The sequence below is a fragment of the Alkaliphilus metalliredigens QYMF genome (assembly GCF_000016985.1).
GTDB classification, from domain to species: Bacteria; Bacillota; Clostridia; order Peptostreptococcales; family Natronincolaceae; genus Alkaliphilus_A; species Alkaliphilus_A metalliredigens.
Map to the genome: position 1 here is coordinate 1,806,074 of NC_009633.1, position 25,320 is coordinate 1,831,393.

A 25,320-nucleotide genomic window follows, 5' to 3' on the forward strand; every position below is an offset into this window, starting at 1 on the left:
TTCAGCCCTCCCTTTGTGGAACCTTATTTTGATCTTTGAATTGCTTCAAGAAGCTTTGGAATCACCTGTTTTTTCCTGGAGACAATTCCCGCAGAAAAGGCTCCTTGTATTAATGGGATGTTAAAGGCTGAGGTAACAATGGCTTGATTATTTGACTTAAAGAGAAGGTATGAGCCCTCTTTTAAAATATCAGTAATTAAAAGCAGTGAGATATCATAATTATTGTTTTGGTGGACCTCTTCAATAAAAGTTAAAAATGAATCCTTACGATTAAAGACATCTTCAATGTCTAGGGTGAAAACTTGACTGATCCCTACCTTAAATACCTCCAAGTGAAATTCCTTAAAGTCTTTATAGAAAATTTCTTCAATGGTTTGACCCTCTAAGGAGGTTCCTGTTCTAAACATATCCATGGCAAATTGATGGACATCTAGCTCTAAAATCAGGTTCAAAGCCTCTGCAGCCTGCCGATCTAGGCCTGTGGTTGTGGGGGATTTGAAAAGAAGTGTATCTGATAGAATACCAGAGATTAATACACCGGCTACTTCAAAGCTTAAGGGGATTTGATACTCTTGGAACATCCAGTAAATGATGGTACAAGTACTTCCCACAGGCATATTTCGAAAACTGATTGGCATTGAGGTGGAAATATCACCTAACTTATGGTGATCGATAATTTCAAGTATTTCAGCTTCCTCTATGCCCATAGCACTTTGACCGTATTCATTGTGGTCAACAAGAATGGCTTTTTTTCTAGCTGGATTCATAATGTGCTTTCGATTAATAAATCCCAAGAAAGTATTGTGACTGTCGATGACGGGATAATTACGAAAATGAGTATGGGCCATTTCTTCCTTCACTTCATCCAAATATTCTTGCTCATTGAACTTAATGATATTTTGAACCCGCATGATTGTTGTCACATAATTACATTGATTAATTACCTTGGTTAGGTAGTAGGTATCATGTGGAACCGATAGCATAGTCACACCCTGTGCCTTTGCCATGTTAATATATTTGGGGGGAATGTCTTTGCTACCAGTAATGATAATTAGCAATACATTAGATTCAATTGCATATTCAATAATGTCATAACGGTCTCCTACGATAACAACATCCTTTGGACCTAAGGATCCTTTTACGGTTTTATAATAATCATCCACAACAGAAACGTGGCCATTAAAATAAGTGGCATGAGATGATAGCACCCTTGCCTCTAAATCCTCTATTAGGTTTTCTAAAGAAGTATCGAGGTGACCAAGGTCACCTTTAATTAAGCCCATGGCAATATCCTTCATGCTAATAATACCTAGTAACTGATTCAGCTCATCTACCACTGCCACAGTTTCCAATTTATTTTGATCCATGAGCTTGTAGGTACGCAGAATTGAAAAAGACGCCGTGATACCCTTGGAAAAATAATAGTCTAAGTCTCTAATTTGAATTTTGATATTATCTAGGGAAGCAGGTGTTGTGATCTGAAAGTAATCAAGGACGTACTGAGACTCCTTATTAATTTTTCCTAGCACATAAGGGATCGTATCATAACCGAGCTTGTTCTTTAAATCAGATAGGGCAATTGCTGAAGCCACTGAGTCTGTGTCTGGGTTTTTATGTCCAAAAATGAAAGTTGACATATGATACCTCCTTGGATGAGTTCAATTATTTTTTAAAAATATACATGTCTGTCATCTCAGTATTATACCAGAAGATTGATAAAATTAAAGGAGAAATTTCGAAAAACTGATGGCGTTAAAGAAGGTTGTCTTTCATTAAAGGAATTTTAATCAGAATATAGAATGGTTATGAGAGGCATTAAAGATTTGATGGTGTAATTTGAGCAAGACCTTTGCGAATAGAGTCACTAACTTTTGTGAAATACTAAAGCTAAAACCTGTAAGTAGGAGGCACACAATGGAAATTATATATAATAAGCTAGTAAGAGATAAAATCCCTGAAATCATTGAATCAAATAATAAAAAATTTCAAATACAACAAGTAGATCAGGAGGAGTATTGTAAACTGCTAGATCAAAAATTGATGGAAGAAGTAAATGAATATTTGGAATCTGGAAATGTTGAAGAGTTAGCGGATTTATTAGAGGTTATTTATGCCATTGCAGAGACAAAGGAAATTAGTCTTGAGGAGTTAGAAATTATACGTAAGGGTAAATTATTTGAAAGAGGTGGATTTACCAAAAGAATTAAATTGATTAGAGTCTATGAAGAATAAAATTTCTTTAAAACTAGGGAGGTTTTGATTTTCAATCAAGTTTGATAACTTACGAGGGGGAAACGTAAAATGAAGGCAGAAATATTGGCTATAGGTACAGAATTGTTGATGGGTGAAATCGTAAATACCAATGCACAGTTTTTAGCGGAAAAACTTGTGGATTTAGGAATATATGTGTATCACCAAAGTGTGGTGGGAGATAATGAAGAGCGAATAATGCAAGCATATGAATTAGCCTTTTCTCGTTCGGATTTGTTGATTGTTACTGGGGGTCTCGGTCCAACCAAGGATGATATGACAAAGGAAGTTGCTGCAAAGTTTTTTAAAAGAGAGTTGGTTTTGCACCCGGAATCATTAGAAATAATGAAGACATTTTTTGATGCTAGAAATCTACCTCTAAATGAGGGGAATATCAAGCAAGCATACTTTCCAATTGGGGCTAAAATTCTTCCTAATCCCAATGGAACAGCTCCAGGGTGTATGGTTGAAGAGGGAGGAAAAACATTTATTTTGCTACCAGGGCCTCCTCGGGAGATGATTCCCATGTATGAAAACCATGTTGTTCCACACCTAAAACCTTATCAAAAGAACGTGCTGGTTTCTAAGGTACTTCATATTGTTGGAATTGGGGAAGGACATATGGTTGAAAAAATAGAAGATATTATTGATGGTCAAAATAACCCCACTGTGGCACCCTATGCCAAGGCAAAGGGTCTTACCCTAAGGATTACTGCCAGTGGACAAAATCAAAGTATTGCAGAAGGATTAATTAAACCAGTCCAAGAAGCCATACAGGAACGATTAGGGGAAGATGTTTACGGAGAAGGAGATATTACTTTAGAGGAAGTAGTGGCGAAGAAGTTAATAGAGAAGAAACAAACAATCGCCATTGCAGAATCCTGTACAGGAGGCATGTTATCAGGAAGATTAACCAATTATCCAGGAATCTCTTCTGTCTTTATGGAAGCAATGATTACCTATAGCAATGAAGCGAAAATTAAGCGGTTAGATGTGAGTCCACAAACCATAGAAAACTATGGGGCTGTCAGTGAAGAAACTGCTAAAGAGATGGCCATAGGAATGGCACGTACAGCCAATGCAGATATCGGTTTATCAGTCACGGGAATCGCTGGACCGGGAGGCGGTACAGTGGACAAACCAGTTGGACTAGTCTATATTGGTCTGTACTTAAACGGTCAAATGCAAGCTAAAAAACTGATCGTATCAGGAGACCGACAGCGAGTTAGAAAGCTAACAACAACCTACGCTCTAGATTTTCTAAGAAGACAATTGATGAAGGTATAGATCTGTTAAAGTATGGTATAATGAAATAAGAGGATATTCGACAGCAAATGACATGACAAAATGAAGTGAGAGAGGAATATTAGCATGAGATTAGTCCCGATTAATTGTATAAAAGAAGGAAGTTATCTGGCTCAAACAATTTATGATAAAGAAGGAAGAGTCCTGCTACAGGAGGGCGTTATCCTTAACGATAGCTTATTGCAAAAAGTAAAAGACAATGCTATTTATATGATTTATGTCAATGATGAGTATAGTCAAAATGAAATTGAAGATATTATTAAACCTCAATTAAGAATTGCTGCCACAAAGTCTATTAGGGATACATTTGGGGCATTTGAAAAACATAAAAATGATGAATCCATGAAAAAAAACCCTGCTCAAATCAAACGGACAGCACTACAGGAAAAAGAAGCTGTCAATCAATTAAATAATATATCGAAAAGCATGGTGGACGAAATATTATTCAATAAAAATCTACTAATCAATATGGTGGATATAAAATGTCTAGATAGCTATACCTATCAGCACTCTGTTAATGTGGCAGTACTTTCCTTGGTGCTTGGGATAGAACTAGGTTTGAATCGTAAAGAGTTATACGACCTATGTATCGGTGCAATGCTTCATGATATTGGTCGTGTGATGACACCTAGCAATATATTAGCAAAAGAAGGAAAGTTAACGGACGCAGAGTATGCCATTGTGAAGGAACATGCAGTCAAGGGGTATGAGTATTTAAAAGAAAATTATGATCTATCAGTTCCCGCTAGGATGATTGCCCTGCAACATCATGAAAGAGTGGATGGCACGGGATATCCACAGGGGTTAAAAGATGAACAAATCCATAAACTGTCCAAAATTGTAGGGATCGCTAATGTATATGATGCATTAACTTCAGACAGGCCCTATCGTAGAGCATTTCCTCCAAATGAAGCAATAGAGCTAATTATGGGTGGGGCAGGACGGTTTTTTGATTTTGAAATGGCGAAAATTTTTGTGCGGAAAGTCAATCCTTATCCCGAAGGAACATTGGTGAAATTGAGTAATGGGGAGTATGGTGTTGTGCAAGAAGTGTATCCCAATTACCCACTAAGACCTAAGGTTCAAATTATCAAGCAAAACGCCACACATATTGAAATCATAATAGTAGACTTATTGAAAGAATGTAATGTTGTGATTGAAAAAATCCAGTATGAGGCACCTGATAATTCAGTTCAAACTTATTTAAAGAATAAAAATTAAAACAAAGCTCTCCATTAGGAGGGCTTTTGAATTGAGAGAAAAATAGAGGTCTAGAATCAGTACTTGAAAGGGCTATTTTTACTTTGAACCACGACAAAAATAGAGTAAGGAAGAATAAAATGGATACAATATTAGATGGTAGTCATTTATAAAAATATTCTGTGAATCACTGGTGTAGAAGGAGAATAGATAATTTTGTAGAATGTTAAACAATGCTGAAATATGCAATTTTATGAATACAAAAGGAGGATAAAAATGAAAAAAATTCTAGTAACAGGTGCTTTAGGACAAATTGGAACAGAACTTGTCATGAAGATGCGAGATATGTATGGTGCCAACAATGTAATCGCCAGTAGTAGAAGTAAAAGAAAAGAAACAGAGGTAACTGAATCAGGACCCTTTGAGTTAGTTGATGTGGTCAATGCACAACAAATTGCAGATGCTGTGAAAAAGCATAATGTGGATACCGTGGTGAACTTAGCTGCGATTCTGTCAGCTTCAGGAGAAGCGAATCCCTCAGGAACCTGGGATATCAATATGGGAGGACTATATAATATACTAGAGGTTGCCAGGGAAAATAATTGTGCAGTCTGCACACCGAGTTCCATTGCTGTATTTGGACCCTCTACACCAAAGGAGCAAACTCCACAAGACACTGTGATGAGACCTACCACAATGTATGGGGTCACAAAGGTTGCAGGTGAGCTACTTTGTGACTATTATCATATGAAATTTAATGTAGATACAAGAGGGATGCGATATCCAGGATTGATATCTAATAAAGCACTACCAGGTGGGGGAACAACTGATTATGCAGTACATATTTATTATGAAGCACTAAAGCACAAAAAATATGAATGTTTCCTAGATAAGGGTACACGTATGGATATGATGTATATGCCAGATGCCCTCAATGCAGTAATTCAATTAATGGAAGCGGATCCAGCAAAGTTAATTCATCGAAATGCTTTTAATGTCACTGCTATGAGTTTCGATCCCGAAGGAATTGCAGCGGAAATTAGAAAACATATTCCAGAGTTTGAATTAACTTATAATGTTAATCAAGATATTCAAAAGATAGCCAATTCTTGGCCAGATTCTTTAGATGACAGTCAGGCAAGAAAACAGTGGAATTGGAATCCAAAATATGACTTAGCTTCTATGACAGAAGACATGTTGACTGAATTAAAAAAGAAGCTAAATATTTAGTCGAGGAAATTGTTTTTTAAAAATCTGTATTACATTCTACATCTTACATCTTCTGGAATGGTTGCTTGATAAAGATAATGATTAATTTGTCTGATTAATAATAATTATCATTTACAGCTAGAGTGATTCATGCTATACTTTAAGAGTATTATTCGCGGGCTGCTGAACTACATGAATTTGAGGAGGAAATAGTTTGGCAAAAATGATGGAACCACGCTTTAAATTAAGTCGTCGGTTAGGTGTAAATGTATATGGACATCCAAAGGCAATGAATCGAGCTGGAAATGGATCCTATAGAGGCAGTAAAAAACTGTCTAATTACGGAATTCAGCTTTTGGAAAAACAAAAGCTAAGAGCTTATTACGGTGTCATGGAAAAACAATTCAAATTATATGTTGATAAGGCAATGCAGTCTACAGGTGTTACTGGAGAAGTTCTGATACAGTCACTAGAATGCAGACTAGACAATATGGTATACCGAATGGGATTTGCAAGCTCTATTCGAGAAGCGAGACAGATGGTGAATCATGGACATCTATTGGTTAATGGACAAAAGGTGGATATCCCTTCCTATGGATTAAAGTTAGGTGATGAAGTTTCATTAAGAGAAAAATCACAACAAGTTGAAAAATATATCAGTAACTTTACTCATTTCGAGGGTCAGACCTTAAGCTATATAGATAAAAACATTGAAATGCTAACCACAAAGCTAGTGGCAATTCCTAGCAGAGAAGAAATACCCATTGAAGTTAATGACCATTTGGTTGTTGAATATTATTCACGAAGATAATTGATAAAAGGGAATCCTAATATAATGGGTTCCCTTTTTACTTATTCAAAAGACAATTTGTGTCATTTTCAAAATCATATGTTAAAATAACAGAAGAAGGACTACATATGAAACATACATCACTAAAAATAGAAAGGGGAGGGGCAAATGAATATAAAGGACTTAGATACACCCTGTCTGGTTGTAGATTTGGATCAACTGGAAAAAAATATTGAAGAGATGGGTGTCTTAGCTAAAGATCATGGGGTGGCCCTATGGCCTATGGTTAAAACCCATAAGAGTGAGTATATTGTGAAGAAACAGTTGGAAAACGGAGCAGAGGGGGTGTTGGCTGCAAAGCTAGGAGAAGCAGAAAAGATGGTGGAGGCAGGGGCCAAAAAAGTCATGATGGCCTACCCGATTATTGGTGAAGGCAAACTTAAGAGATTAGTTGCCCTCACTGAAAAAGCCGAAGTGTTTTGCAGTATAGATTCTCTTGAAGTAGCGGAAATTCTAAATGAGAAGGCAATCACTGAAGGCATTGTATTTCAATGTATCATTTTGATTGACAGTGGGCTGAAGCGTCTAGGAATCGCCCCCCATGAGGTGAAAAAGTTTTATAATAGCCTTGCAAGACTACAGGGCATTAAAATTGTTGGGGTGGGAACCCATGGGGGACATGTTTATGGCGCCATGAATACAGAATCTGTGATGAAAGCTGGGGAGGAAGAAAAACAGTCGGTTCTTAAAGCCAGTGAAATACTTGAAGGGCTAGGTGTGACCTGCCATATCATTGCATTAGGGAGCACACCTACAGTTATGGTAATGGAGTCTTATAAAGGAATTAAGCAGATTCGTCCTGGGAATTATGTTTTTTATGATGCCATTCAAGTGGCATTGGGGGTTGTCCCCCTTGAAAATTGTGCATTGCGGTTATTGACCACAGTACTGAGTGTTCCAGAAGCAGGAAGAGCCATCATTGATGGAGGCAGTAAGATGCTAGGCTTAGATGCAGGAGCACATGGCAATACAAATATTAGAGGCTATGGCATTGTCAAAGAAAAGCCATGGATTGTGGTGCAAGGTTTATCTGAGGAACTAGGAAAGCTAAGCTATCATCCTGATGAGGTCAATCTCAAAGTAGGAGAACGATTAGAAATCATACCTAATCATGCTTGCAGCGTTGCCAATCTAGTGGAGAAAATCTATGGTGTACGAAATAATGAAGTTGTAGAAGAAATTATTGTTACCGCCAGGGGACTTTCCCAATAAAACAAGCCTTAGTTCTTTTTAAAAGAACTAAGGCTTGTTTTGCAATGTGACTAAACGTTAAGGGTTACTGTGAATTGACCCTTTAACGCTTCAATTTTATCAAAGTATGCTTTTTGTTGCTTTTGAGATAATAATTGTTGGTTTAATTGATCCTTTACCTCAGCAAGAGATTTCTCTTGTGCTGGTTTTTGATCAACAACTTTAATGATATGGTAACCAAATTGAGTTTTAACAGGCTCACTCACGGTATCAACTTCCATATTAAATGCAGCTTCTTCAAACTCTGGTACCATTTGACCTTGTGCAAATAGACCTAAGTCTCCACCTTTAGCATTAGAAGGACAACTAGAATGCTTTGTAGCTGCTTCTTCGAAGGATAAACCTTCTTTTAATTCAGCTAAAACCCCTTGGGCTTTTTCTTCACTGTCTACTAAAATATGGCTTGCTTGTACTTGTGCAGGCTGCTCGAATTGTGCCTTGTTTTCAGTGTAGTAGTTAGTAATTTCACTGTCAGTGATTGTAATGTCACGTAATAACTTGTTGATAGCATACTGCTTTAGTAAGTTTTCCTTCATTTTTTCAAGGTCAGCTTGGTATGCATCTTCTTTTTCTAAGTTCTCTTCTTTAGCTAATAAGTAAAAAAGCTCTTGGTTGACTAGTTCATTGACTAATCTTTTTTGTCCGTCCTCAGATTGCAACTGCATGGCCATTTGAGGATCTAATGTTTTCATTAGCGCTTCCACATCTTGTTTCGTAATATTTTTTTCTCCAACAACTGCTAAAACATTCTTATTCTCCATGATTAATACGCTCCTTTATAAAGTATTCATTGCAAGCATAACAAAAAAAAACAGTTTTGTCCAATAATGCAAGCAATTCTAATCAATAATATCGTGGGTTTTATGACAAAATAAGATAGAATAACATAAAATGATAACTCCTAAAAACAAATAAGTCAATTAATTAATCAAAAAAAGATTGCGTAATTTGATGTTTTATGCTAAAATCTTACTATTGTCCACCTATTGGCTGGGAAAAAAATGAATATAGTAAAGGAAGTTGAGAAAAATGAAAAGATCAGACATTAGAAATATAGCAATTATTGCCCATGTAGATCATGGTAAAACAACATTAGTAGATCAAATGCTAAGACAAAGTGGTACATTTCGTAGCAATGAAGTAGTAGAAGAAAGAGTGATGGACTCTAATGACCTAGAGCGTGAGAGAGGGATTACGATTCTATCAAAAAACACTGCCATTGCTTACGAAAATGTGAAAATCAATATTATTGATACACCGGGCCATGCAGACTTTGGTGGAGAAGTTGAGCGGATTATGAAGATGGTAGACGGTGTATTATTAGTGGTAGATGCCTCTGAAGGACCAATGCCACAAACAAGATTTGTTTTACAAAAAGCATTAAAGCAAGGTGTCAAGCCCTTGGTTGTCATTAACAAAATTGACCGTCCAGAAGCCCGACCGGATGAAGTGGTGGATGAGGTCTTAGACTTATTTATTGAATTAGGTGCAGATGAGCATCAAATTAACTTTCCAGTGCTTTACGCTTCAGCGAAGGATGGAATCGCAAAAAAATATGTTGAAGATGAAAGCACAAATATGAAACCATTATTTGATGGCATTTTAGAACATATTCCATGTCCTGAAGGAGATGAAAATGATAGCCTTCAGTTACTGATATCTAATATAGATTATAACAAATATATTGGAAGAGTTGGAATTGGAAAAATTCAAAGAGGATCAATCAAAAAGGGTCAAATGGCTGTATTGGTCGACGCAGACAGCAAGGAAATCAATGTTAAGATAACGAATCTATATCACTATCAAGGATTAAATCGAGTTGAAACTGATCAGGCACACATTGGAGAAATCGTGGCCATATCAGGAATTGAAAAGATCAACATCGGAGACACTGTGTGTGGAACTGAAAAGGTAGAGGCTTTAGAAACAATTAAAGTAGATGCACCTACCATTTCCATGAACTTTATGGTCAATGACAGCCCGCTGTCAGGGCGTGAAGGTGATTTCGTCACCAGTAGACACCTAAAGGAACGACTAGAAAGAGAGATGCTGTCTAACGTAGCCATGAAGCTAGAGGAGATTTCTGCTGATTCCCACAAGATTTTAGGAAGAGGAGAGCTACACATCTCGATTCTGATTGAAACCATGAGAAGAGAAGGATATGAATTTGCTGTTTCTCGTCCAGAGGTGATTACGAAAAGAACTGAAGAGGGTCTATTTGAACCAATAGAACGTCTTTATGTAGAGGTACCGGAAGAAAGCATGAGTTCAGTAATTGAAAAGCTTGGACAAAGAAAAGCAGAAATGGTCAATATGGTACCCACAGGTACAGGTGTCATGAAGCTAGAATTCCGTATACCAGCTAGAGGTTTGATTGGTTATCGCTCTGAATTCTTGACAGATACAAAAGGTTATGGTTTATTCCATCACTTGTTTGATGGATATGACAAGCATAAAGGGGAAATTCGTAGTAGAACAAGAGGATCCCTAATTGCTTCTGAATCAGGAACCGCAGTAGCATACGGTCTTCATAGTTCTCAAGAGCGGGGAAAACTGTTTATTGGAGCTGGAACAGATGTCTATGAAGGAATGGTTGTGGGTGAAAGCGCAAGATTCGAAGACGTTGTCGTCAATGTTTGTAAGAAAAAGCAACAAACCAATGTAAGATCATCAGGAACTGATGATGCAACGAAGCTTACACCTGCTACAATACTTTCTTTAGAACAGTCCTTGGAATTCATCAATGATGATGAATTAGTCGAAATGACACCAAAGAGTATTCGATTAAGAAAGAAAATCTTAAATAAGACAATAAGAGAAAGATCTGAGAGAAAAAAATAATTTCATAATCGATAGAATGAAACTTTCATTAGATTTTATTTAACTCAATATAATAGATAGAGGAGCATAGTCAACTGATTATGCTCTTTGTTTTGGAATAAAAACGTAGAGATAAGCAATATTAAATCATAGAGTTGCTTATCTCTGGTCACTTTTTTATCGTTTCTTTAAAATATTTTTACAGATCTTTAATTCTTCTTTAGAAATATGCTTTATAATAGAGAGTAAGAACCCAAGACATCTCCAAGAAAATAATCAGTTAATATAAGGGTATATTTTGACCGATTATTTTTGTTGCGATGCCTATATGAACCATGACTAGAGAGGAGAACGACACAAATGAAAAAAATAGGTGGAATTGTAATGCTCGGTATCATGATTTTTATGATGTCTATGTTTTTACCATCTCTTGTGACCTTAGGACAAGGATTTCTTCCAAATGTTCCTGTTAATGATGGGATGGAAGACGTGGCAGTTGATGGAGAAAATCAAAACGAAGTTATTGACAGTGAGGGTTTGGATTTAGAAGACACAGGATCTGATGTTGAATCAGAAAATGAGGAACAAATGGATTCAACAGTAGAGGAGATTGAGTTGGAAACCTCTCAAAAAAGCGATGAAGTCAAGACGGTCTATCCTAATAATGGCCATAAAAAGGTTTTTCTAACATTTGATGATGGGCCGACTCCTTTGACCCCTAGGGTGCTAGACATACTGAAAGAAGAGAATGTTCCTGCTACATTTTTTATCATTGGCCGATTATTAGAGAAGTATCCACAATATACCATAAGAGCCTATGAAGAAGGACATGGTATACTGCCACACTCCTATTCACATGATTATTCAATTTATAGTACTTTTGAGACATTCTATGACGATTTTTACAAGGCGGAACAAAAGGTAAAAGAAACATTAGGGTATGAGCCACCACCAATTTTTAGATTCCCAGGAGGTTCCTCTAACCATAGTTCCTTTGACTATGGTGGCAAGCAATTTATGCCTAAACTAACAGAAGACATTAAAGAAAAAGGATATTACTATGTAGATTGGAATGCTTCATCGGGAGATGCAGGACCTGACTATGATAATCCTGATCAGATGCTGAAAAACGTACTGGAGGGTGCAGCTGGAAAGGACTTCGTTGTGGTATTATTTCACGATGTGACACGTAATGAAAAAATGCTTGAAATGCTGCCAAAATTAATTGAAACTTTAAAGAAGGATGGCTATACATTTAGGAGCTTCAGAGATATCACAGAGGAAGAACTAGACAAAATGGTTCAATTGAAGCTAGCGAATAAACCAATTATACGATAAAATAGTAAAGATGAAAATGAAAGCGACTGAAATAGCTTAGAAATATACGAGGTGAAAAAAATGAATGAGAAAAGCATACGCGTTTTAGAGTACGGAAAAATGATTGATAGACTTGAGGAGCGGTGTCTCTCTGCTATGGCAAAGGAGAAAGCCCGAGAATTGAGACCAATACAAAGCTTTGGAGAGATTACTCAGTTGCAAAGTGAAACAAGTGAGGCCCAAAGCATCTTGATTCAAAGAGGAAATATTCCCCTAGGTGGCATCCACGACATTAAACAATACTTAAGAAAAACAGAAATTGGGTCCTACTTAGACCCTAAGGAACTTCTGTTAGTTAAAGATACTTTGCGGACTGCCAGAAACTTGAAGTCGTTCTTTAAAGAGGGTGATGATCAAACAAAACATCCCATTGTTTCAGGGTTGATTCAGGGCCTGCAAAGCTTTAGAGCGATTGAAGATCGGATTGAGATATGTATTGTGAGTGATACAGAGATTTCAGACCATGCAAGTTCTACATTAAAAAATATTCGTAGACAAATCAGCTCTAAAAATGATGCTGTTCGAAATAAGCTCAATGGTATTATCAATTCATCTACCACACAAAAATACCTACAAGACGCCATTATTACCATGAGACAGGACCGATATGTTGTACCAGTGAAACAAGAGCATCGAGGAAATGTGCCAGGTCTAATCCATGATCAATCCTCCAGTGGCGCCACCTTGTTTGTAGAACCAATGGCAGTGGTCCAATTGAACAATGAATTAAGAGAGCTTAAAATAAAAGAACACATAGAAATAGAACGAATTTTAATGGAAATTGCTGAAATGATTGCACAGTATGCTACAGAAATGAGAAACAATCAAATCATATTGACTGCCATTGATTTTGTTTTTGCCAAGGGGAAATTGTCATTGGAGATGAAGGGCGTTGAACCGCTACTCAATGTGGAAGGCAATGTACATATCAAAAATGGCAGACATCCACTATTAAATGCTGATGAAGTGGTGCCCACTAATCTGTGGATTGGAGAAACATTTCAAACCCTTGTCATCACGGGACCTAACACAGGGGGGAAAACCGTCACCCTCAAAACACTAGGGTTATTGAGCATGATGGCCCAAAGTGGATTACATGTTCCTGCGGATTATGGAACTCGTTTGGCCATCTTTGATCAAATTTTTGCTGATATTGGAGATGAGCAAAGCATCGAACAGAGTTTAAGTACCTTTTCATCCCATATGACCAATATTGTTAACATTGTAGAAGAAGTGACATCCAATTCATTGGTCCTCTTTGATGAACTAGGAGCAGGGACAGACCCAACAGAGGGTGCCGCCTTGGGAATGGCAATTTTAAATCACTTAAGGGAAATGAATGTGACAACAGTGGCCACAACCCATTATAGTGAACTCAAGCAATATGCCTTGACAAATGAAGGGGTGGAAAATGCTTCGGTGGAATTTGATGTCGCTACTTTGAGTCCAACCTATCGCTTGTTAATTGGTGTACCGGGCAAATCCAATGCCTTTGAAATATCTAAAAAGCTAGGGCTTCCAGATGGGTTGGTTCAGCGGGCAAAGCGCTTCTTATCACAAGATACGATTCACTTTGAGGACCTACTTCAAAACATTGAGAAAAACAGAAGAGAAAGTGAAATAGAAAGACAAGAGGCAAAAAGAATACGGTTAGAAGCAGAGAAGTTTGCAGAAGGATATGAAGATAGAAAGCAAAGACTAGAAGCCCAACGGGATCAAATTCTTAGGGATGCAAAAAAAGAAGCCTACCGCCTTGTAAAAGAAGCAAAAATGGATTCAGAACATATTATAAAAGGCTTAAGAGAAATGAAGTTTGAACTAGAAGCAAAAGAAATGAACAAGAAAATGGAAGATGCTAAAAATCAACTTACGGGTAAAATGAACGACTTAAGTGATCATCACCAACAGATCTTAAATAAAAAGAATAAAAAACCACCTAAGAATTTAAAACCAGGTGATGCTGTCAGAATTTTATCCTTAAACCAGGTGGGACATGTATTAAATGAAGTAGACCCAAAAGGTGAAGTGCAGGTACAAGCTGGAATTATGAAGGTGAATATGCATATTTCTAATCTTGAAAGAGTCAGTCCAGAAAAGGATATCCAACAGAGTGGAACTGGGAAAATCATGAAATCTAAAACAGGAGATACCAAGTCTGAAGTCGATGTGAGGGGTAAAAACCTAGAGGAAGCCATGTTGGAAATTGATAAATATTTAGATGATAGCTACATTGTAGGCTTAACCCAGGTAACCATTATTCATGGAGTTGGAACAGGTGTATTAAAGGCTGGAATTAAACAGATGTTAAAGAAGAATAAGCATGTAAGAACCCATCGAGAAGGCGTCTATGGTGAAGGTGGCATGGGAGTCACCATTGTTGAACTAAAGTAGGAAGTGAACTGGTTTCAGCAAATGGACATGTCTAATAATAAAATCTTCATAAAATGAGGTGAAGAGCATGATTTTGGTGAGTGCTTGTCTAATTGGTGTTAACTGTCGTTATGATGGTAAACATAGTTTGGTTAAATCAATGTTAGAGGAACTAGATCCGAAGGATCTCCTGCCCATTTGTCCAGAACAGCTGGGGGGACTTTCCACTCCTCGATCACCTGCTGAAATTGTCGGAGGAGACGGCAAGGATGTACTAAAGGGCAATGCAAAGGTTATGACAATTGACGGTAAGGATGTAACAGAAGCTTTTGTGAGAGGGGCACAGGAATCCTTAAAGATGGCAAAGTTTATGGGTGTAACCCATGCGGTGCTAAAATCCAATAGTCCTTCCTGTGGCGCTGGTGAAGTATACGATGGTTCCTTTACAGGTAAGTTAATAAAGGGAGATGGGGTCACAACGGCTCTTTTAAAGCAACATGGGATTAAGGTGCTGACCTAACCTATGTTTATGTGACAGATTCTACAAAAAATGTATAAAATAATTGATTAATGTCAAAATATATGGTATATTATTTTTTAACAATAGTATCATGGTATCGAAGATGAGGAAAGTAGAAGTAAAGCATTGGTACAGCGAGTCAGAGATGGTGGGAGTCTGACGCAAATTTACTTTGAAGCGCACCTCTGAGATTCTACCTGAAATGTGAGTAGGGTATGACGGTTTCCTCCGTTAATGGGAGTCAGAGTGGGCATTTATGTCAATCAGAGTGGTAACACGGGAATAGACTCTCGTCTCTATTAGTATAGGGATGAGAGTTTTTTGAATGGATTTATTCAATCAGTAAGTTGGGGTAAGTAGATATTAAAGATTAAAAAAATAAGAGTATAACAAGGAGGGTTCATATGAGTGATTTTAAACAAAAAGTAAGTGAATTACTGGGAACGCAAATAGAGGGTATAGGACAACGTGAACTTTTGGAAATGATAGAGGTACCACCAAATTCAGAGATGGGTGACTTCGCTTTTCCCTGTTTTAGGCTAGCAAAGACGTTTAGAAAAGCGCCACAGGTCATTGCAGAGGAGTTAGTGGCTAAGATTCAATTAACCGATGACTTTGAAAAAGTGGACAATACCGGGGGGTATTTGAACTTTTTTGTGAACCGAAATACATATGCAAAGGCTGTTATCCAAGAGGTGCTGAGCAAAGGAGATCAATATGGATCTCGTAATTTAGGAGAAGGCAAAAACATTTGTATCGATTATTCTGCTCCAAATGTAGCAAAGCCTTTTCATGTGGGGCACTTGCGTTCCACGGTTATTGGAAATTCTCTTTATCGTATTTATGACTTCTTAGGATACAACTGTATTGGGATCAATCATTTAGGAGACTGGGGAACTCAGTTTGGAAAGGTAATTGTTGCCTATAAAAATTGGGGAGACAAAGCTGAAATTGAAAAAGAACCAATCAATACCCTATTAGCTCTGTATGTGAAGTTTCACGATGAAGCAGAAAAGAATCCAGACCTAGAAGATGAAGCCAGGGGCTGGTTTACAAAAATGGAAAAAGGTGATGAAGAAGCACTGAGTCTTTGGAAATGGTTTAGCTCTGAAACCATCAAAGAGCTGAAGAAAATCTATGCCTTGCTTGATGTTCACTTTGATCATTATAGTGGGGAAAGCTTCTATAATGATAAGATGGATGTTGTAATCGATGAATTAAACAAACAAAACCTCCTAAAAGAAAGCCAAGGGGCAAACATAGTAGACCTAGAAGAATACAACATGCCACCATGCTTAGTGCAGAAAAAGGATGGCAGCACACTCTATGCAACACGTGATATTGCGGCGGCTATTTATCGTAAAAACACCTTTAACTTTGAAAAGTGTCTTTATGTAACGGATTATTCTCAAAACCTTCATTTTGCCCAATGGTTTAAAGTCATTGAGTTAATGGGATATGACTGGGCCAAGGACATCGAACACATTTCCTTTGGCCGTGTGACCCATGAAGGAAGAAGAATTCAATCAAGAAAAGGATCCGTTGTACTATTAGAAGAAGTGCTTAATGGTGCCGTTGAAAGAATCAGCGAAATCATTGAAGAAAAGAATCCTAATGTAGAAAACAAAGAGCAAGTGGCCAAGGATGTTGGAATTGGAGCCATTGTCTTTAATGATTTAAGTAATAATCGAATCAAGGATATTTCCTTCTCCTGGGATACTGCCTTTAGCTTTGAGGGAGAGACGGGACCCTATGTACAATATACCCATGCCCGTGCATCTAGCGTATTAAGAAAAGCAGAGGTTGCCATTACAGATCACATTAACGCAGCACATTTAACAGATGATGTGACTATGAATGTCATTAAAACCATTGAACAATTCCCACAAGTTATTGTAGATGCACAACGTAAAAATGAACCATCAATCATCACACGACATATTGTGAATATCGCCCAAGCATTTAATCGCTTTTATCACGATCATCCGATACTAGTAGAGGATGAAGAATTGAAAATGGCAAGATTAGCCGTAGTTCAAGCTGTAAAACAGGTTTTAAGTGTTGGTTTATCACTGATCGGAATCAAAGCACCAGAAAAGATGTAGGCTTTGAAGAATATCACAGTAAATATAGGGAAAATACAGGAAATAGGCTGTGTTTTCCTTTTTATTTGTTAACATTTGTCAATATTTAAAGGTTTTCATACAGATAAGAAGAATTATGATACTTGGGAAACTTCAGGAAACTGAAGCGCAAGGGTATTTTTAAGAATCTATGTTAAGTGGAGGGTGTATATGATATTCTTTAAAAACAAAAATCAAACACAAGAGACAATGGAACCAAGGGAAAACAAGCAAGAAAAACGTGAAGAGCTTCAGAAAAAAGAGACAATGAAAAAGATAAAGGGTCAAAGTGAACGACAACAGCAGGCAAATGATCGCGTGAGTACTGGTGTAGAACAAGTAGAAAACACAATGGTCCAGATGCTTGACATTATTAAAGAAATTGCTGAGGAAGCAGAAAAGCAGTCTTTTTACTTAGAGAAATCAATTGAAATTGTAAATGAATCAGCAGCTTTTTCTCAACAGGTGGCAGTGAGTACCAGCCAAGCGGGAGAAATATCCACCAATGCATTAGCCACTGCCCAGAAGGGGAAAAAAGCTGTAGATAGCACCATAGAATGTATGCATACCATAAAAGACTCCGTGGACAATGTGCAAAACGTCGTCATAGAGCTGGAGAGTCGATCCAAGAAAATTGAAAATATTGTGGGTACAATAAAGGAAATAGCAAAACAAACCAACCTATTAGCATTGAATGCAGCCATCGAAGCAGCTAGAGCTGGAGAGCATGGAAGAGGTTTTGCTGTTGTGGCAGGGGAAGTAAAAAAGCTAGCAGAAAAAAGTGCCAGCTCATCAGAAGAAATCAGTACGATTATACTGGAAATACAAGGAAAAACCATGGAATCTATCAATGCCATGAAGGCCAGTTCACATGTTGTTGTCCAAGGGGTCGACATTGCTAAGGAAACAGAAAAAACCATTGAAGAAATTGTTTCTGCTGTGGATGTTTCCCATACAGTGACATCGGAAATTAATGAGGCATCACATAAGCAGGCAGATAACATTGAATTTTTAATCCAAACAATAGATGATATGGAAAAGGCGGCTCATCGGGTTTTGAACTTAACTGAAACCGCCACAATGGATACACAATATCAGAAGTCATCAGTAAGATATCTAAAAAGTTTAACGCAACAGTTGAATGAGATTTCCCAAAGAGGGATTGAGACCATTGCTAATTTCACCAAGGGGATAGAGGCTGAAGCCACAAAGCTAAACTTCTTAAACATAGGAAAACCAAAGGATTTTGATCCGGCTATGGCCATTGATCTAGCCTCCATCAATGTACTGGCCAATATGCATATTGGGCTGGTCAAGTTTGGCGAAGATACGGATATCGTGCCCTCAGCCGCAAAGTCTTGGCATTTAGAAAACGATGGGGTGACTTGGAGCTTTTTATTAAAACAAGGGGTGCGCTTTCATAATGGGAAAGAGTTAAAGGCCAGACACTTTAAGAGCTCCATAGAAAGAATACTCAATCCCAAAACCTATTCCCCTAACGCATGGCTGTTTGAGATGATTGTTGGGGCTAAGGAACTCATGGGAGGGGAACGTAACGAAGCCATAGGAATTAAAATAATGGATGACTATCGTTTATCAATTACACTAGAAAAGCCCTACCACTCTTTTATCTTGAACCTTGGACAAACAGCTTCTAGCATCGTGGATGTTGATGGAGAACAAGTTGTGGGAGCAGGACCCTATTATATTCAAAAAAGAGAAGAACACAGCTGTACATTAAAGGCATTTGAGGGTTATTATGAAGGAAAGGCCTTTGTTGATGAAGTGAAGGTGATTTATGAGGAGGCTAATAATTCTCAAGCCTTCGAAGAAAAGGAAATTGATTTGATGGGAGTCAATCATGGGGCATATCAATATATTAGAAAATTACCAGAGCACAAGGATCGGGTTTGTATTGATGAAGGATACGGTACCTATTATGTTGGATTCAATTTAAAAAGCAACAATCCATTGGTCCAGAGCAAGAAAGTCAGACAGGCAATTAATTATTCTGTACATAAGGGTCACTTGATTGATGAGGTAACAGGAGGCTTGGCAACAGAAGCACAGGGACCCATTCCCCCCACAATCATAGACGACAGAACTTTAAAGGGATATCCCTATGATATCAATAAAGGAAAAAGCTTATTTGCTGAAACTGAATTTAAAGGACAGCAGAAGGGTCAGTTGAATTTACATTATATTCAAAGTGCTGGAGACAATACATATGAGCTCATTGCCAAATCCATTCAAAGACAATTACAGGAGATTGGAATTGATGTCAAGCTCATGCCTCAAAATAATCAAGAGTATTTGACACCACGGGGATATGAAACCTGTGACATATTTGTCTACCGATGGATCGGAGATACAGGGGATCCCGATAACTTCTTACAACCAATGTTTAATATCAACAATCCAACAGACTTTACAAGATATCATAATCCCCAGGTTGATGCGGGATTAGAGGAAGCAATGGCTATTAAAAATCCAAGTAAACGCCAAGAAAAATATTGTGAAATACAAAGGATGATCGTGGAAGATGCTCCATGGATTTTCTTATACCATATGACAAATAATTATATCTATCAACCCTATGTAAAGGGTGCTAAAATCCACCCCATTGGATTTTATCGGTTTAATCATATCTGGTTAGATCAATAAAGTTGATCTAACCCTAACACGTTAACCCACAGGACGCTTGATATTTTTAATCCCATTAGAATATCAAGTGCTCAAATAAAAAAAGCAAACCCAATCACACTGGGTTTGTTTGCATTTGTTTTAAGGAGGCGAAGAAGGATGAACACCAGTGAAAAAATAAAGAATAGCTTTGTATCAATGGTCTACGGAGATGCACTGGGATTTTTAAATGAAAATACAGTAGGGGAAACAAATGTCCTGGAGCCCTTTGTCTTTGAATTTGACTCAAAGGTAAGGGTCAATGCATGCCCAGGGCAATGGAGTTATATTACTGAATTGAACATGATTGTGCTTAAAAGCTTAGTGGATGTAAAGGAAAAATATGCTGTTAAGGTAGATTACTCGAGATTAATCCACGAGTTAGAGCTGTGGCAATATTATCGCCATGGATCACCAGAAAATTTCGACAAAAAGCTGAGGGCAAAAAAAAGCTACTACAACAGTGAATATTATTGGAAAAATACAAGAGGAGATGGGTTTAGTAGAATTATACCCATTGTATTGACCAATAACAATTTCCAAGGAATTGAGGAAGAAGTGTACAAGAACATTATTTATATAAACAGACATCCCCAGGTCACATTAACTGGATTGTTGTTGGCCAGGGCTTTATTTTTGATGATTGAAAAGCCAGTAACCGATAGATTAGAATTGATCCAACAGCTTAAGGAATATTTAATATATCTTAAATTGACCACACTTGAAGGGTCCATACAAGGAGAACTGCCAGAAAAATATGGGATACAATTTGAAAAAGAAAAGGTTCAATATATAATGGCATTAGATAGGGTAAAGTATAGAAAATGTGAAGAACATCATGAGTGGGGAAGTCGAGATGTTTTTATTAGAAGTGTGCAAAGTCTGTGGAGTCTGATGGATGACGAGGCGATTTCTCTTGAGGGAATTCCTAAAAAAGAGCTAAAGGAATCACTTGCCATAACCTATAGTCTATGGGGAGCAATGGATGGACAAAAAAACAGGCCAGAGCTAAAGGATGAACATGTGTTAGAAAACATGGGGGACTATTTGAATAAGCTCAGAAGATACCAAGTCAGTAAGGACTATTATAGAGGCGTAAAAGAAGAAGTAGACCTATTTCAGTTGCAAAAGGGTGAAAAAGCAAAGCATCCTTTGTTGAATGCAGTGAAGGTCTTAGAGCGAAAAGAGAGTGATGCCTATGTGTTTTTGATCATGGAGACTAAATCTGGGGTTTATCATTTCTTGAAAAAAAAATAAAGACAGTAGGGATACTGTCTTTAAAGCTTACTTTTGAAGATACTCAATGAATTCTTCCTCGGTGGCATTGGCTAAACGACTTAATTCTTTGACGATATCATTCTTTAACTCCACAAAGGAAGGAATTTTTGTGTTTTCACCAGTATACTCTAATGCTTTGATGATCATGAGCATATCTCTTTTAGCTAATTCTTGGACTGATATTTTAGAAAACTCCTCCATATATAAACCCCTTTCTTTGACATCATAATAAGTTATAATAAGATGTATGGTAATAGCACTAATATACATTCTAATTCTACAATAAATTTAAAAAACCTTTATATTTCTACATTTTTTTTAGTCGACAATTGGGGGGCCGTGACATTGAGCGAAGCACTAAGGGTAGAAAGAAAGCAAATAAGAAAAATTTGGGATCTGGCTTGGCCAGTGATGATGGCGCAACTTCTGCATACACTTATGTCAATCGTGGATATGTGGTTTGTGGCCAACCTAGGAGATGTAGAGGCAGCTGCGGCTGGAACAAGCACTTCATTTATCGGGGTGATTCATGTCATCCCATTCCTGATTGCCACTGGAACCATAGCCATCGTAGCCAGGCTATCGGGCCAAGAAAATCATGAAAGTATTGCCTCGGTCGCAAAACAGTCCATGTTTCTGGCCATGACCATTGGAATCATGGTTCAAATGATGGCATTTTTAAATTTAGATAGCATACTGAAGATATTTGGTAATGCAGATTTAGTGGTGATGACCCAGGCTAAGCTCTACATCACCATAGTGCTCGTTGGCATTCCTTTGTTCTTTTTTAATGCAGCCACAAAAGCACTGCTACAGGCAACTGGGGATACAAGAACCCCTCTGATTATTTTTGTCATCATGAACCTTTTAAATATCGCATTAGATTATACATTTATCATCAAGTTAAGCTGGGGCATCGCCGGGGCAGCCTGGGCAACAACCATTTCGGAAAGTGTTGGATTTATATTGATGGTAGCACTTATTTATAAGCGAATGTTCAAAGGACGAGGGCGGGCTTCCATAGGGAGCTTCAGGATACATGGTGAGACCTGTATTAGAATTTTAAAAATCGGAAGTTTTTCAGCAGTACAAATGATGACAAGACCTGTGACTGGCTTAATTATCTATGGAATTGTTTTATCCCAGGGAGTGGAAGCAGGGGCGGCCTTTGGAATAGGAGGCAGGTTGTTTAACTTTGTTTTTATCGTGTTGATGGGTCTGGGCACAGCAACTTCAGTTCTAGTAGGCCAGGGTCTAGGTAAAAAAGATTTTGATGAAGTCGAGGGGATTGTCAAACAAGGCCTAAAGCTATCGGCGTATAATATGATCTTATTTGCGATTCCCTATTTTATATTGCCTCATTTATTAATCCAACAGTTCTCAGAAAACCAAGAAGTCATTCGGATTGGCATGCAATATCTTCGAATTTGCTATATGGGTGTGGTCTTTGTGATTTTCCCCCATATATTAGGAGGTGCTTTTTCGGGAGCAGGGGATACCTTTCCCCCAATGTTTGCCTCTCTTGTTGGAAATTGGGGTGTTAAAATCCCCTTGGCCTATGGATTGACACGCATTTGGCATTTAGAGACAATGGGGATTTGGATCGCCATCAGTTTGTCAGTGATTGTGGAAGGGATGATCGTGATCCATTACTATAAACGAGGGCGATGGAAGCAAAAAGTATTTTAGTACAGATCAAAAAAGGTCCCCTTTAAAGAAAGAGGACCTTTTATGACTAGGCTGCTATAATCAATTGTGATGTAAGTTGTCTTTGGTTACTGAGTGTATGGTAAATGACAAACAAACTAACCAGGGTAGTTGCATTCATCGCGCTGGTGACATCATTCATATAACCTTCACTGCGCCCCAGGTATTGTTGATGCAAGCCATCAAGAAAGTTCTGGATAGAGTGGTTTGAATGATTATCATAATTAAATTGTGATGTGGTAATATCGATCTTTTTATTATAGTCCTTAATGAATCCATGAAGCTTAGACTCATAATAAAAATGATTCAAAAAGTGACTTTTGCGGTACGTAATCCGGTCATTGTGAGGTAAACAGAAGAAGTCGGCAACGAAGTGTGTGATGACCCCTAGCTGTCTGGAAATTAATTTGATTAATTCCTCGTTTTCGATTAAGGAATATTGCGATAGGTCTTGTATTTGTTCGCAGATATAATTAAAAGATTGGGGCTTGAAATGTTGCATCTTAGCCAGACGTGGCGCTATATCGGGCTTAATACTACCATAAATCAAACTATTTTTATTGAGCTCTACCCCCAATGTTTCTTTTACCTGCATATGAATATGCTCTGAAATCAATTTATGACTTTGTGCAATCAAAAAAGGACCACCTTTCTTCGGGTTTATAATATAACTGTATTATATAATTTTATGTCGATTGATACAAGGGACTTTACATAAAACATGGAAAAATCACAAAACATTAACACTGATCTATGACTAATTACCTAACTAGTTTATGGATAATGACCCAAATTGTGACTAAAAAGAGAAGTCGAAGCGGTTTAAAAAGCGGCTGATAATCTGTTCAAGGTTAAATTGATAATAAATCACAACACGATTTTCTTCGAATTCCAAATGAGTTATGTTAATCATTTCAACTGTGGGCAGGGGGATTTCAATAAAATCAGTGTCTTTCTCCCCGTCCAATCCTTTGGCAGAGACAAGGTGTAAGAAGTGAGGATACAACATCGAAGGAACTGGAAACTTAGAAAAATAGACTTCTTCAATGGCGGCATATAGAGTACCATCTGAATAGGCTGGGTTCAAGAGAAACTGTAGCCTCACGGGGAAAACCTGTACACGACCATAAACACTAATTAGTATTTGTCCTTGTAAAAGGTTTGTTTCCATATATTCTAATTTGAAGTAGTTGGGTAGATAATCTGTCAATTGTGATTGAACCTGTTGCGTCATAAAACCATTCAACTCTTCCTCGGTGATGACGATACTATTTTGTTCAAGAAATTGAATATTATTACTGGTAATTTTGTTAATTAAATAAAACTCATCATACTGTATTGTGGTTGCCATTTTTTCTGATGGAATAGGATAGGTAAAGGCAGTAATGATGCCTATAAAAATGACAATGATTATGAACACCATGATGAAGACTTTTTTCACTTGTGTCCCTCCTTAGGAAATGACCTGATATTTCTCCTATCATATCACAAGAGACAGTGGGGAAAAAGAGGTAAGAGGAAGGGGAATATGGTATAATATACATATTGTTTTAGGGTATTATATTGATGCTATTAAGTAGCGATCCTAATAGAAGAACATGATATATGGGAGGGAACATGAATGTTTCGAATAGAATCATTGGAAAAAATCAAACCATTGTTAGGTGAAGATCATATTGCTCATCTCAATACAGTGGGTAGAATGAATAGCAATCCGGAAATTGAAATTTATGTGGACAATCTTGAGGATCCTAAGGGATTTGTTTTAAGGGAGGGGTATTGGCATATTCCTTATAGTCGCCATATGGATATCCTCTTACACATGATAAACAGTTTTTCTTGGAATAAAGAAATAGGCTTTTGTGGTATTCCATCTCATACAGCACAATTGCTTCGGGAAAAATTACTAGGATATGAATTAAGCTGGGATGAACCCTGTGAGTTGTTCTATTACCCCAATAAGACGTTACCCATTGAATCGGGATTAGAATCCTTACCTTCATTGAAGCCAGAGCATGTAGAAACGGTGAATCACCACTATACATATAAAGATGAAGACTCTTATGAATACCTAATGAGTTGCATTCAAAAGAATCCTTCCTCTGTGATACTTGATGAACAGAATAACCCTATTTCATGGGCGTTGGTTAGGGAAGATCATTCAATGGGTGTCATGTATACAGTAGATGCTCACAGAGGAAAAGGAATCGCTGAAAAAGTAACTTTAGATTTAATGAAAAAAGTATTGAATTATGGAAATACTCCATATGTACACATTGTGACAGATAACGAAAAGTCAAAGAACCTGGCAATAAAGGCTGGGTTCATCCATTGGGGACCGATTACTTGGTTTGGCATGGAGAGAAAAGAGGGTTAAA

General features: G+C 37.5%; 20 protein-coding genes and 1 other annotated feature. Of the genes, 15 read left to right on the forward strand and 5 right to left on the reverse strand.

What is annotated here, in order from left to right:
• Nucleotides 1-23: 23 nt before the first annotated feature.
• Nucleotides 24-1,637 carry a putative manganese-dependent inorganic diphosphatase gene (locus tag AMET_RS08410; protein ID WP_012062916.1) on the reverse strand — a complete coding sequence of 538 codons (1,614 nt, stop codon included), beginning with the start codon at nt 1,635-1,637 and terminating at the stop codon, nt 24-26.
• Between the two features lie 277 nt (nt 1,638-1,914).
• On the opposite strand from AMET_RS08410, the gene AMET_RS08415 reads away from it, so the two are divergent.
• From AMET_RS08415 to AMET_RS08440, 6 genes are all read left to right on the forward strand, one after another.
• On the forward strand, nt 1,915-2,232 hold the full coding sequence (locus AMET_RS08415; protein ID WP_012062917.1) for a nucleoside triphosphate pyrophosphohydrolase: 318 nt from the start codon (nt 1,915-1,917) through the stop codon (nt 2,230-2,232).
• Between the two features lie 69 nt (nt 2,233-2,301).
• Complete coding sequence (locus AMET_RS08420) at nt 2,302-3,537, forward strand: competence/damage-inducible protein A (RefSeq protein ID WP_012062918.1); 1,236 nt, start codon at nt 2,302-2,304, stop codon at nt 3,535-3,537.
• Nucleotides 3,538-3,621: 84 nt separating this feature from the next.
• Nucleotides 3,622-4,776, forward strand: coding sequence for an HD-GYP domain-containing protein (locus AMET_RS08425; RefSeq protein ID WP_012062919.1), 1,155 nt, complete (start codon nt 3,622-3,624; stop codon nt 4,774-4,776).
• A gap of 255 nt (nt 4,777-5,031) precedes the next feature.
• Nucleotides 5,032-5,985, forward strand: coding sequence for an L-threonine 3-dehydrogenase (locus tag AMET_RS08430; protein ID WP_012062920.1), 954 nt, complete (start codon nt 5,032-5,034; stop codon nt 5,983-5,985).
• Nucleotides 5,986-6,178: 193 nt separating this feature from the next.
• Complete coding sequence (gene rpsD / locus AMET_RS08435; RefSeq protein WP_012062921.1) at nt 6,179-6,775, forward strand: 30S ribosomal protein S4; 597 nt, start codon at nt 6,179-6,181, stop codon at nt 6,773-6,775.
• A gap of 147 nt (nt 6,776-6,922) precedes the next feature.
• Nucleotides 6,923-8,026 (forward strand): alanine racemase, encoded by a 1,104-nt coding sequence (locus AMET_RS08440; RefSeq protein WP_012062922.1) that lies wholly within the window; start codon nt 6,923-6,925, stop codon nt 8,024-8,026.
• A gap of 50 nt (nt 8,027-8,076) precedes the next feature.
• Here AMET_RS08440 and AMET_RS08445 read toward each other — a convergent pair whose 3' ends face one another.
• Complete coding sequence (locus AMET_RS08445) at nt 8,077-8,826, reverse strand: peptidylprolyl isomerase (protein ID WP_012062923.1); 750 nt, start codon at nt 8,824-8,826, stop codon at nt 8,077-8,079.
• A gap of 268 nt (nt 8,827-9,094) precedes the next feature.
• Here AMET_RS08445 and typA point away from each other — a divergent pair, with 268 nt between their 5' ends.
• The 7 genes from typA to AMET_RS08480 all read left to right on the forward strand — a co-directional run bounded on the left by typA (nt 9,095) and on the right by AMET_RS08480 (nt 21,214).
• On the forward strand, nt 9,095-10,906 hold the full coding sequence (gene typA, locus AMET_RS08450) for a translational GTPase TypA (protein WP_012062924.1): 1,812 nt from the start codon (nt 9,095-9,097) through the stop codon (nt 10,904-10,906).
• 339 nt (nt 10,907-11,245) lie between these two features.
• On the forward strand, nt 11,246-12,223 hold the full coding sequence (locus AMET_RS24260) for a polysaccharide deacetylase family protein (RefSeq protein WP_012062925.1): 978 nt from the start codon (nt 11,246-11,248) through the stop codon (nt 12,221-12,223).
• Nucleotides 12,224-12,283: 60 nt separating this feature from the next.
• Nucleotides 12,284-14,653, forward strand: coding sequence for an endonuclease MutS2 (locus tag AMET_RS08460; protein ID WP_012062926.1), 2,370 nt, complete (start codon nt 12,284-12,286; stop codon nt 14,651-14,653).
• A 67-nt stretch (nt 14,654-14,720) separates the two neighbouring features.
• Complete coding sequence (locus tag AMET_RS08465; protein ID WP_012062927.1) at nt 14,721-15,152, forward strand: DUF523 domain-containing protein; 432 nt, start codon at nt 14,721-14,723, stop codon at nt 15,150-15,152.
• A gap of 91 nt (nt 15,153-15,243) precedes the next feature.
• Nucleotides 15,244-15,453 (forward strand) — a binding site (T-box leader).
• A 103-nt stretch (nt 15,454-15,556) separates the two neighbouring features.
• A complete protein-coding gene (gene argS, locus AMET_RS08470; RefSeq protein WP_012062928.1) occupies nt 15,557-17,257 on the forward strand; it encodes an arginine--tRNA ligase in 1,701 nt (566 codons plus the stop codon).
• Nucleotides 17,258-17,446: 189 nt separating this feature from the next.
• Nucleotides 17,447-19,939: an ABC transporter substrate-binding protein gene (locus tag AMET_RS08475; RefSeq protein ID WP_012062929.1), complete on the forward strand. Its 2,493-nt coding sequence runs from the start codon at nt 17,447-17,449 to the stop codon at nt 19,937-19,939.
• 138 nt (nt 19,940-20,077) lie between these two features.
• A complete protein-coding gene (locus AMET_RS08480) occupies nt 20,078-21,214 on the forward strand; it encodes a hypothetical protein (protein WP_012062930.1) in 1,137 nt (378 codons plus the stop codon).
• A gap of 27 nt (nt 21,215-21,241) precedes the next feature.
• Here AMET_RS08480 and AMET_RS08485 read toward each other — a convergent pair whose 3' ends face one another.
• Entirely contained in the window at nt 21,242-21,436 is a 195-nt protein-coding gene (locus tag AMET_RS08485) for a hypothetical protein (protein WP_012062931.1), read from the reverse strand.
• Between the two features lie 144 nt (nt 21,437-21,580).
• Here AMET_RS08485 and AMET_RS08490 point away from each other — a divergent pair, with 144 nt between their 5' ends.
• Nucleotides 21,581-22,924, forward strand: coding sequence for an MATE family efflux transporter (locus AMET_RS08490; RefSeq protein WP_041720536.1), 1,344 nt, complete (start codon nt 21,581-21,583; stop codon nt 22,922-22,924).
• A gap of 46 nt (nt 22,925-22,970) precedes the next feature.
• On the opposite strand, the gene AMET_RS08495 is transcribed toward AMET_RS08490, so the two are convergent.
• Nucleotides 22,971-23,579 (reverse strand): zinc dependent phospholipase C family protein, encoded by a 609-nt coding sequence (locus AMET_RS08495; RefSeq protein ID WP_012062933.1) that lies wholly within the window; start codon nt 23,577-23,579, stop codon nt 22,971-22,973.
• A gap of 162 nt (nt 23,580-23,741) precedes the next feature.
• On the reverse strand, nt 23,742-24,383 hold the full coding sequence (locus tag AMET_RS08500; RefSeq protein ID WP_012062934.1) for a hypothetical protein: 642 nt from the start codon (nt 24,381-24,383) through the stop codon (nt 23,742-23,744).
• A 180-nt stretch (nt 24,384-24,563) separates the two neighbouring features.
• On the opposite strand from AMET_RS08500, the gene AMET_RS08505 reads away from it, so the two are divergent.
• Nucleotides 24,564-25,319, forward strand: a complete 756-nt coding sequence (locus AMET_RS08505) for a GNAT family N-acetyltransferase (RefSeq protein WP_012062935.1) — start codon at nt 24,564-24,566, stop codon at nt 25,317-25,319.
• Nucleotide 25,320: the final 1 nt, after the last annotated feature.

Coding starts and splice junctions, on each gene's coding strand:
- AMET_RS08410 (WP_012062916.1), bottom strand. CDS start 1,637: ATGTCAACTTTCATTTTTGGACATAAAAACCCAGACACAGACTCAGTG.
- AMET_RS08415 (WP_012062917.1), top strand. CDS start 1,915: ATGGAAATTATATATAATAAGCTAGTAAGAGATAAAATCCCTGAAATC.
- AMET_RS08420 (WP_012062918.1), top strand. CDS start 2,302: ATGAAGGCAGAAATATTGGCTATAGGTACAGAATTGTTGATGGGTGAA.
- AMET_RS08425 (WP_012062919.1), top strand. CDS start 3,622: ATGAGATTAGTCCCGATTAATTGTATAAAAGAAGGAAGTTATCTGGCT.
- AMET_RS08430 (WP_012062920.1), top strand. CDS start 5,032: ATGAAAAAAATTCTAGTAACAGGTGCTTTAGGACAAATTGGAACAGAA.
- AMET_RS08440 (WP_012062922.1), top strand. CDS start 6,923: ATGAATATAAAGGACTTAGATACACCCTGTCTGGTTGTAGATTTGGAT.
- AMET_RS08445 (WP_012062923.1), bottom strand. CDS start 8,826: ATGGAGAATAAGAATGTTTTAGCAGTTGTTGGAGAAAAAAATATTACG.
- typA (WP_012062924.1), top strand. CDS start 9,095: ATGAAAAGATCAGACATTAGAAATATAGCAATTATTGCCCATGTAGAT.
- AMET_RS24260 (WP_012062925.1), top strand. CDS start 11,246: ATGAAAAAAATAGGTGGAATTGTAATGCTCGGTATCATGATTTTTATG.
- AMET_RS08460 (WP_012062926.1), top strand. CDS start 12,284: ATGAATGAGAAAAGCATACGCGTTTTAGAGTACGGAAAAATGATTGAT.
- AMET_RS08465 (WP_012062927.1), top strand. CDS start 14,721: ATGATTTTGGTGAGTGCTTGTCTAATTGGTGTTAACTGTCGTTATGAT.
- argS (WP_012062928.1), top strand. CDS start 15,557: ATGAGTGATTTTAAACAAAAAGTAAGTGAATTACTGGGAACGCAAATA.
- AMET_RS08475 (WP_012062929.1), top strand. CDS start 17,447: ATGATATTCTTTAAAAACAAAAATCAAACACAAGAGACAATGGAACCA.
- AMET_RS08480 (WP_012062930.1), top strand. CDS start 20,078: ATGAACACCAGTGAAAAAATAAAGAATAGCTTTGTATCAATGGTCTAC.
- AMET_RS08485 (WP_012062931.1), bottom strand. CDS start 21,436: ATGGAGGAGTTTTCTAAAATATCAGTCCAAGAATTAGCTAAAAGAGAT.
- AMET_RS08505 (WP_012062935.1), top strand. CDS start 24,564: ATGTTTCGAATAGAATCATTGGAAAAAATCAAACCATTGTTAGGTGAA.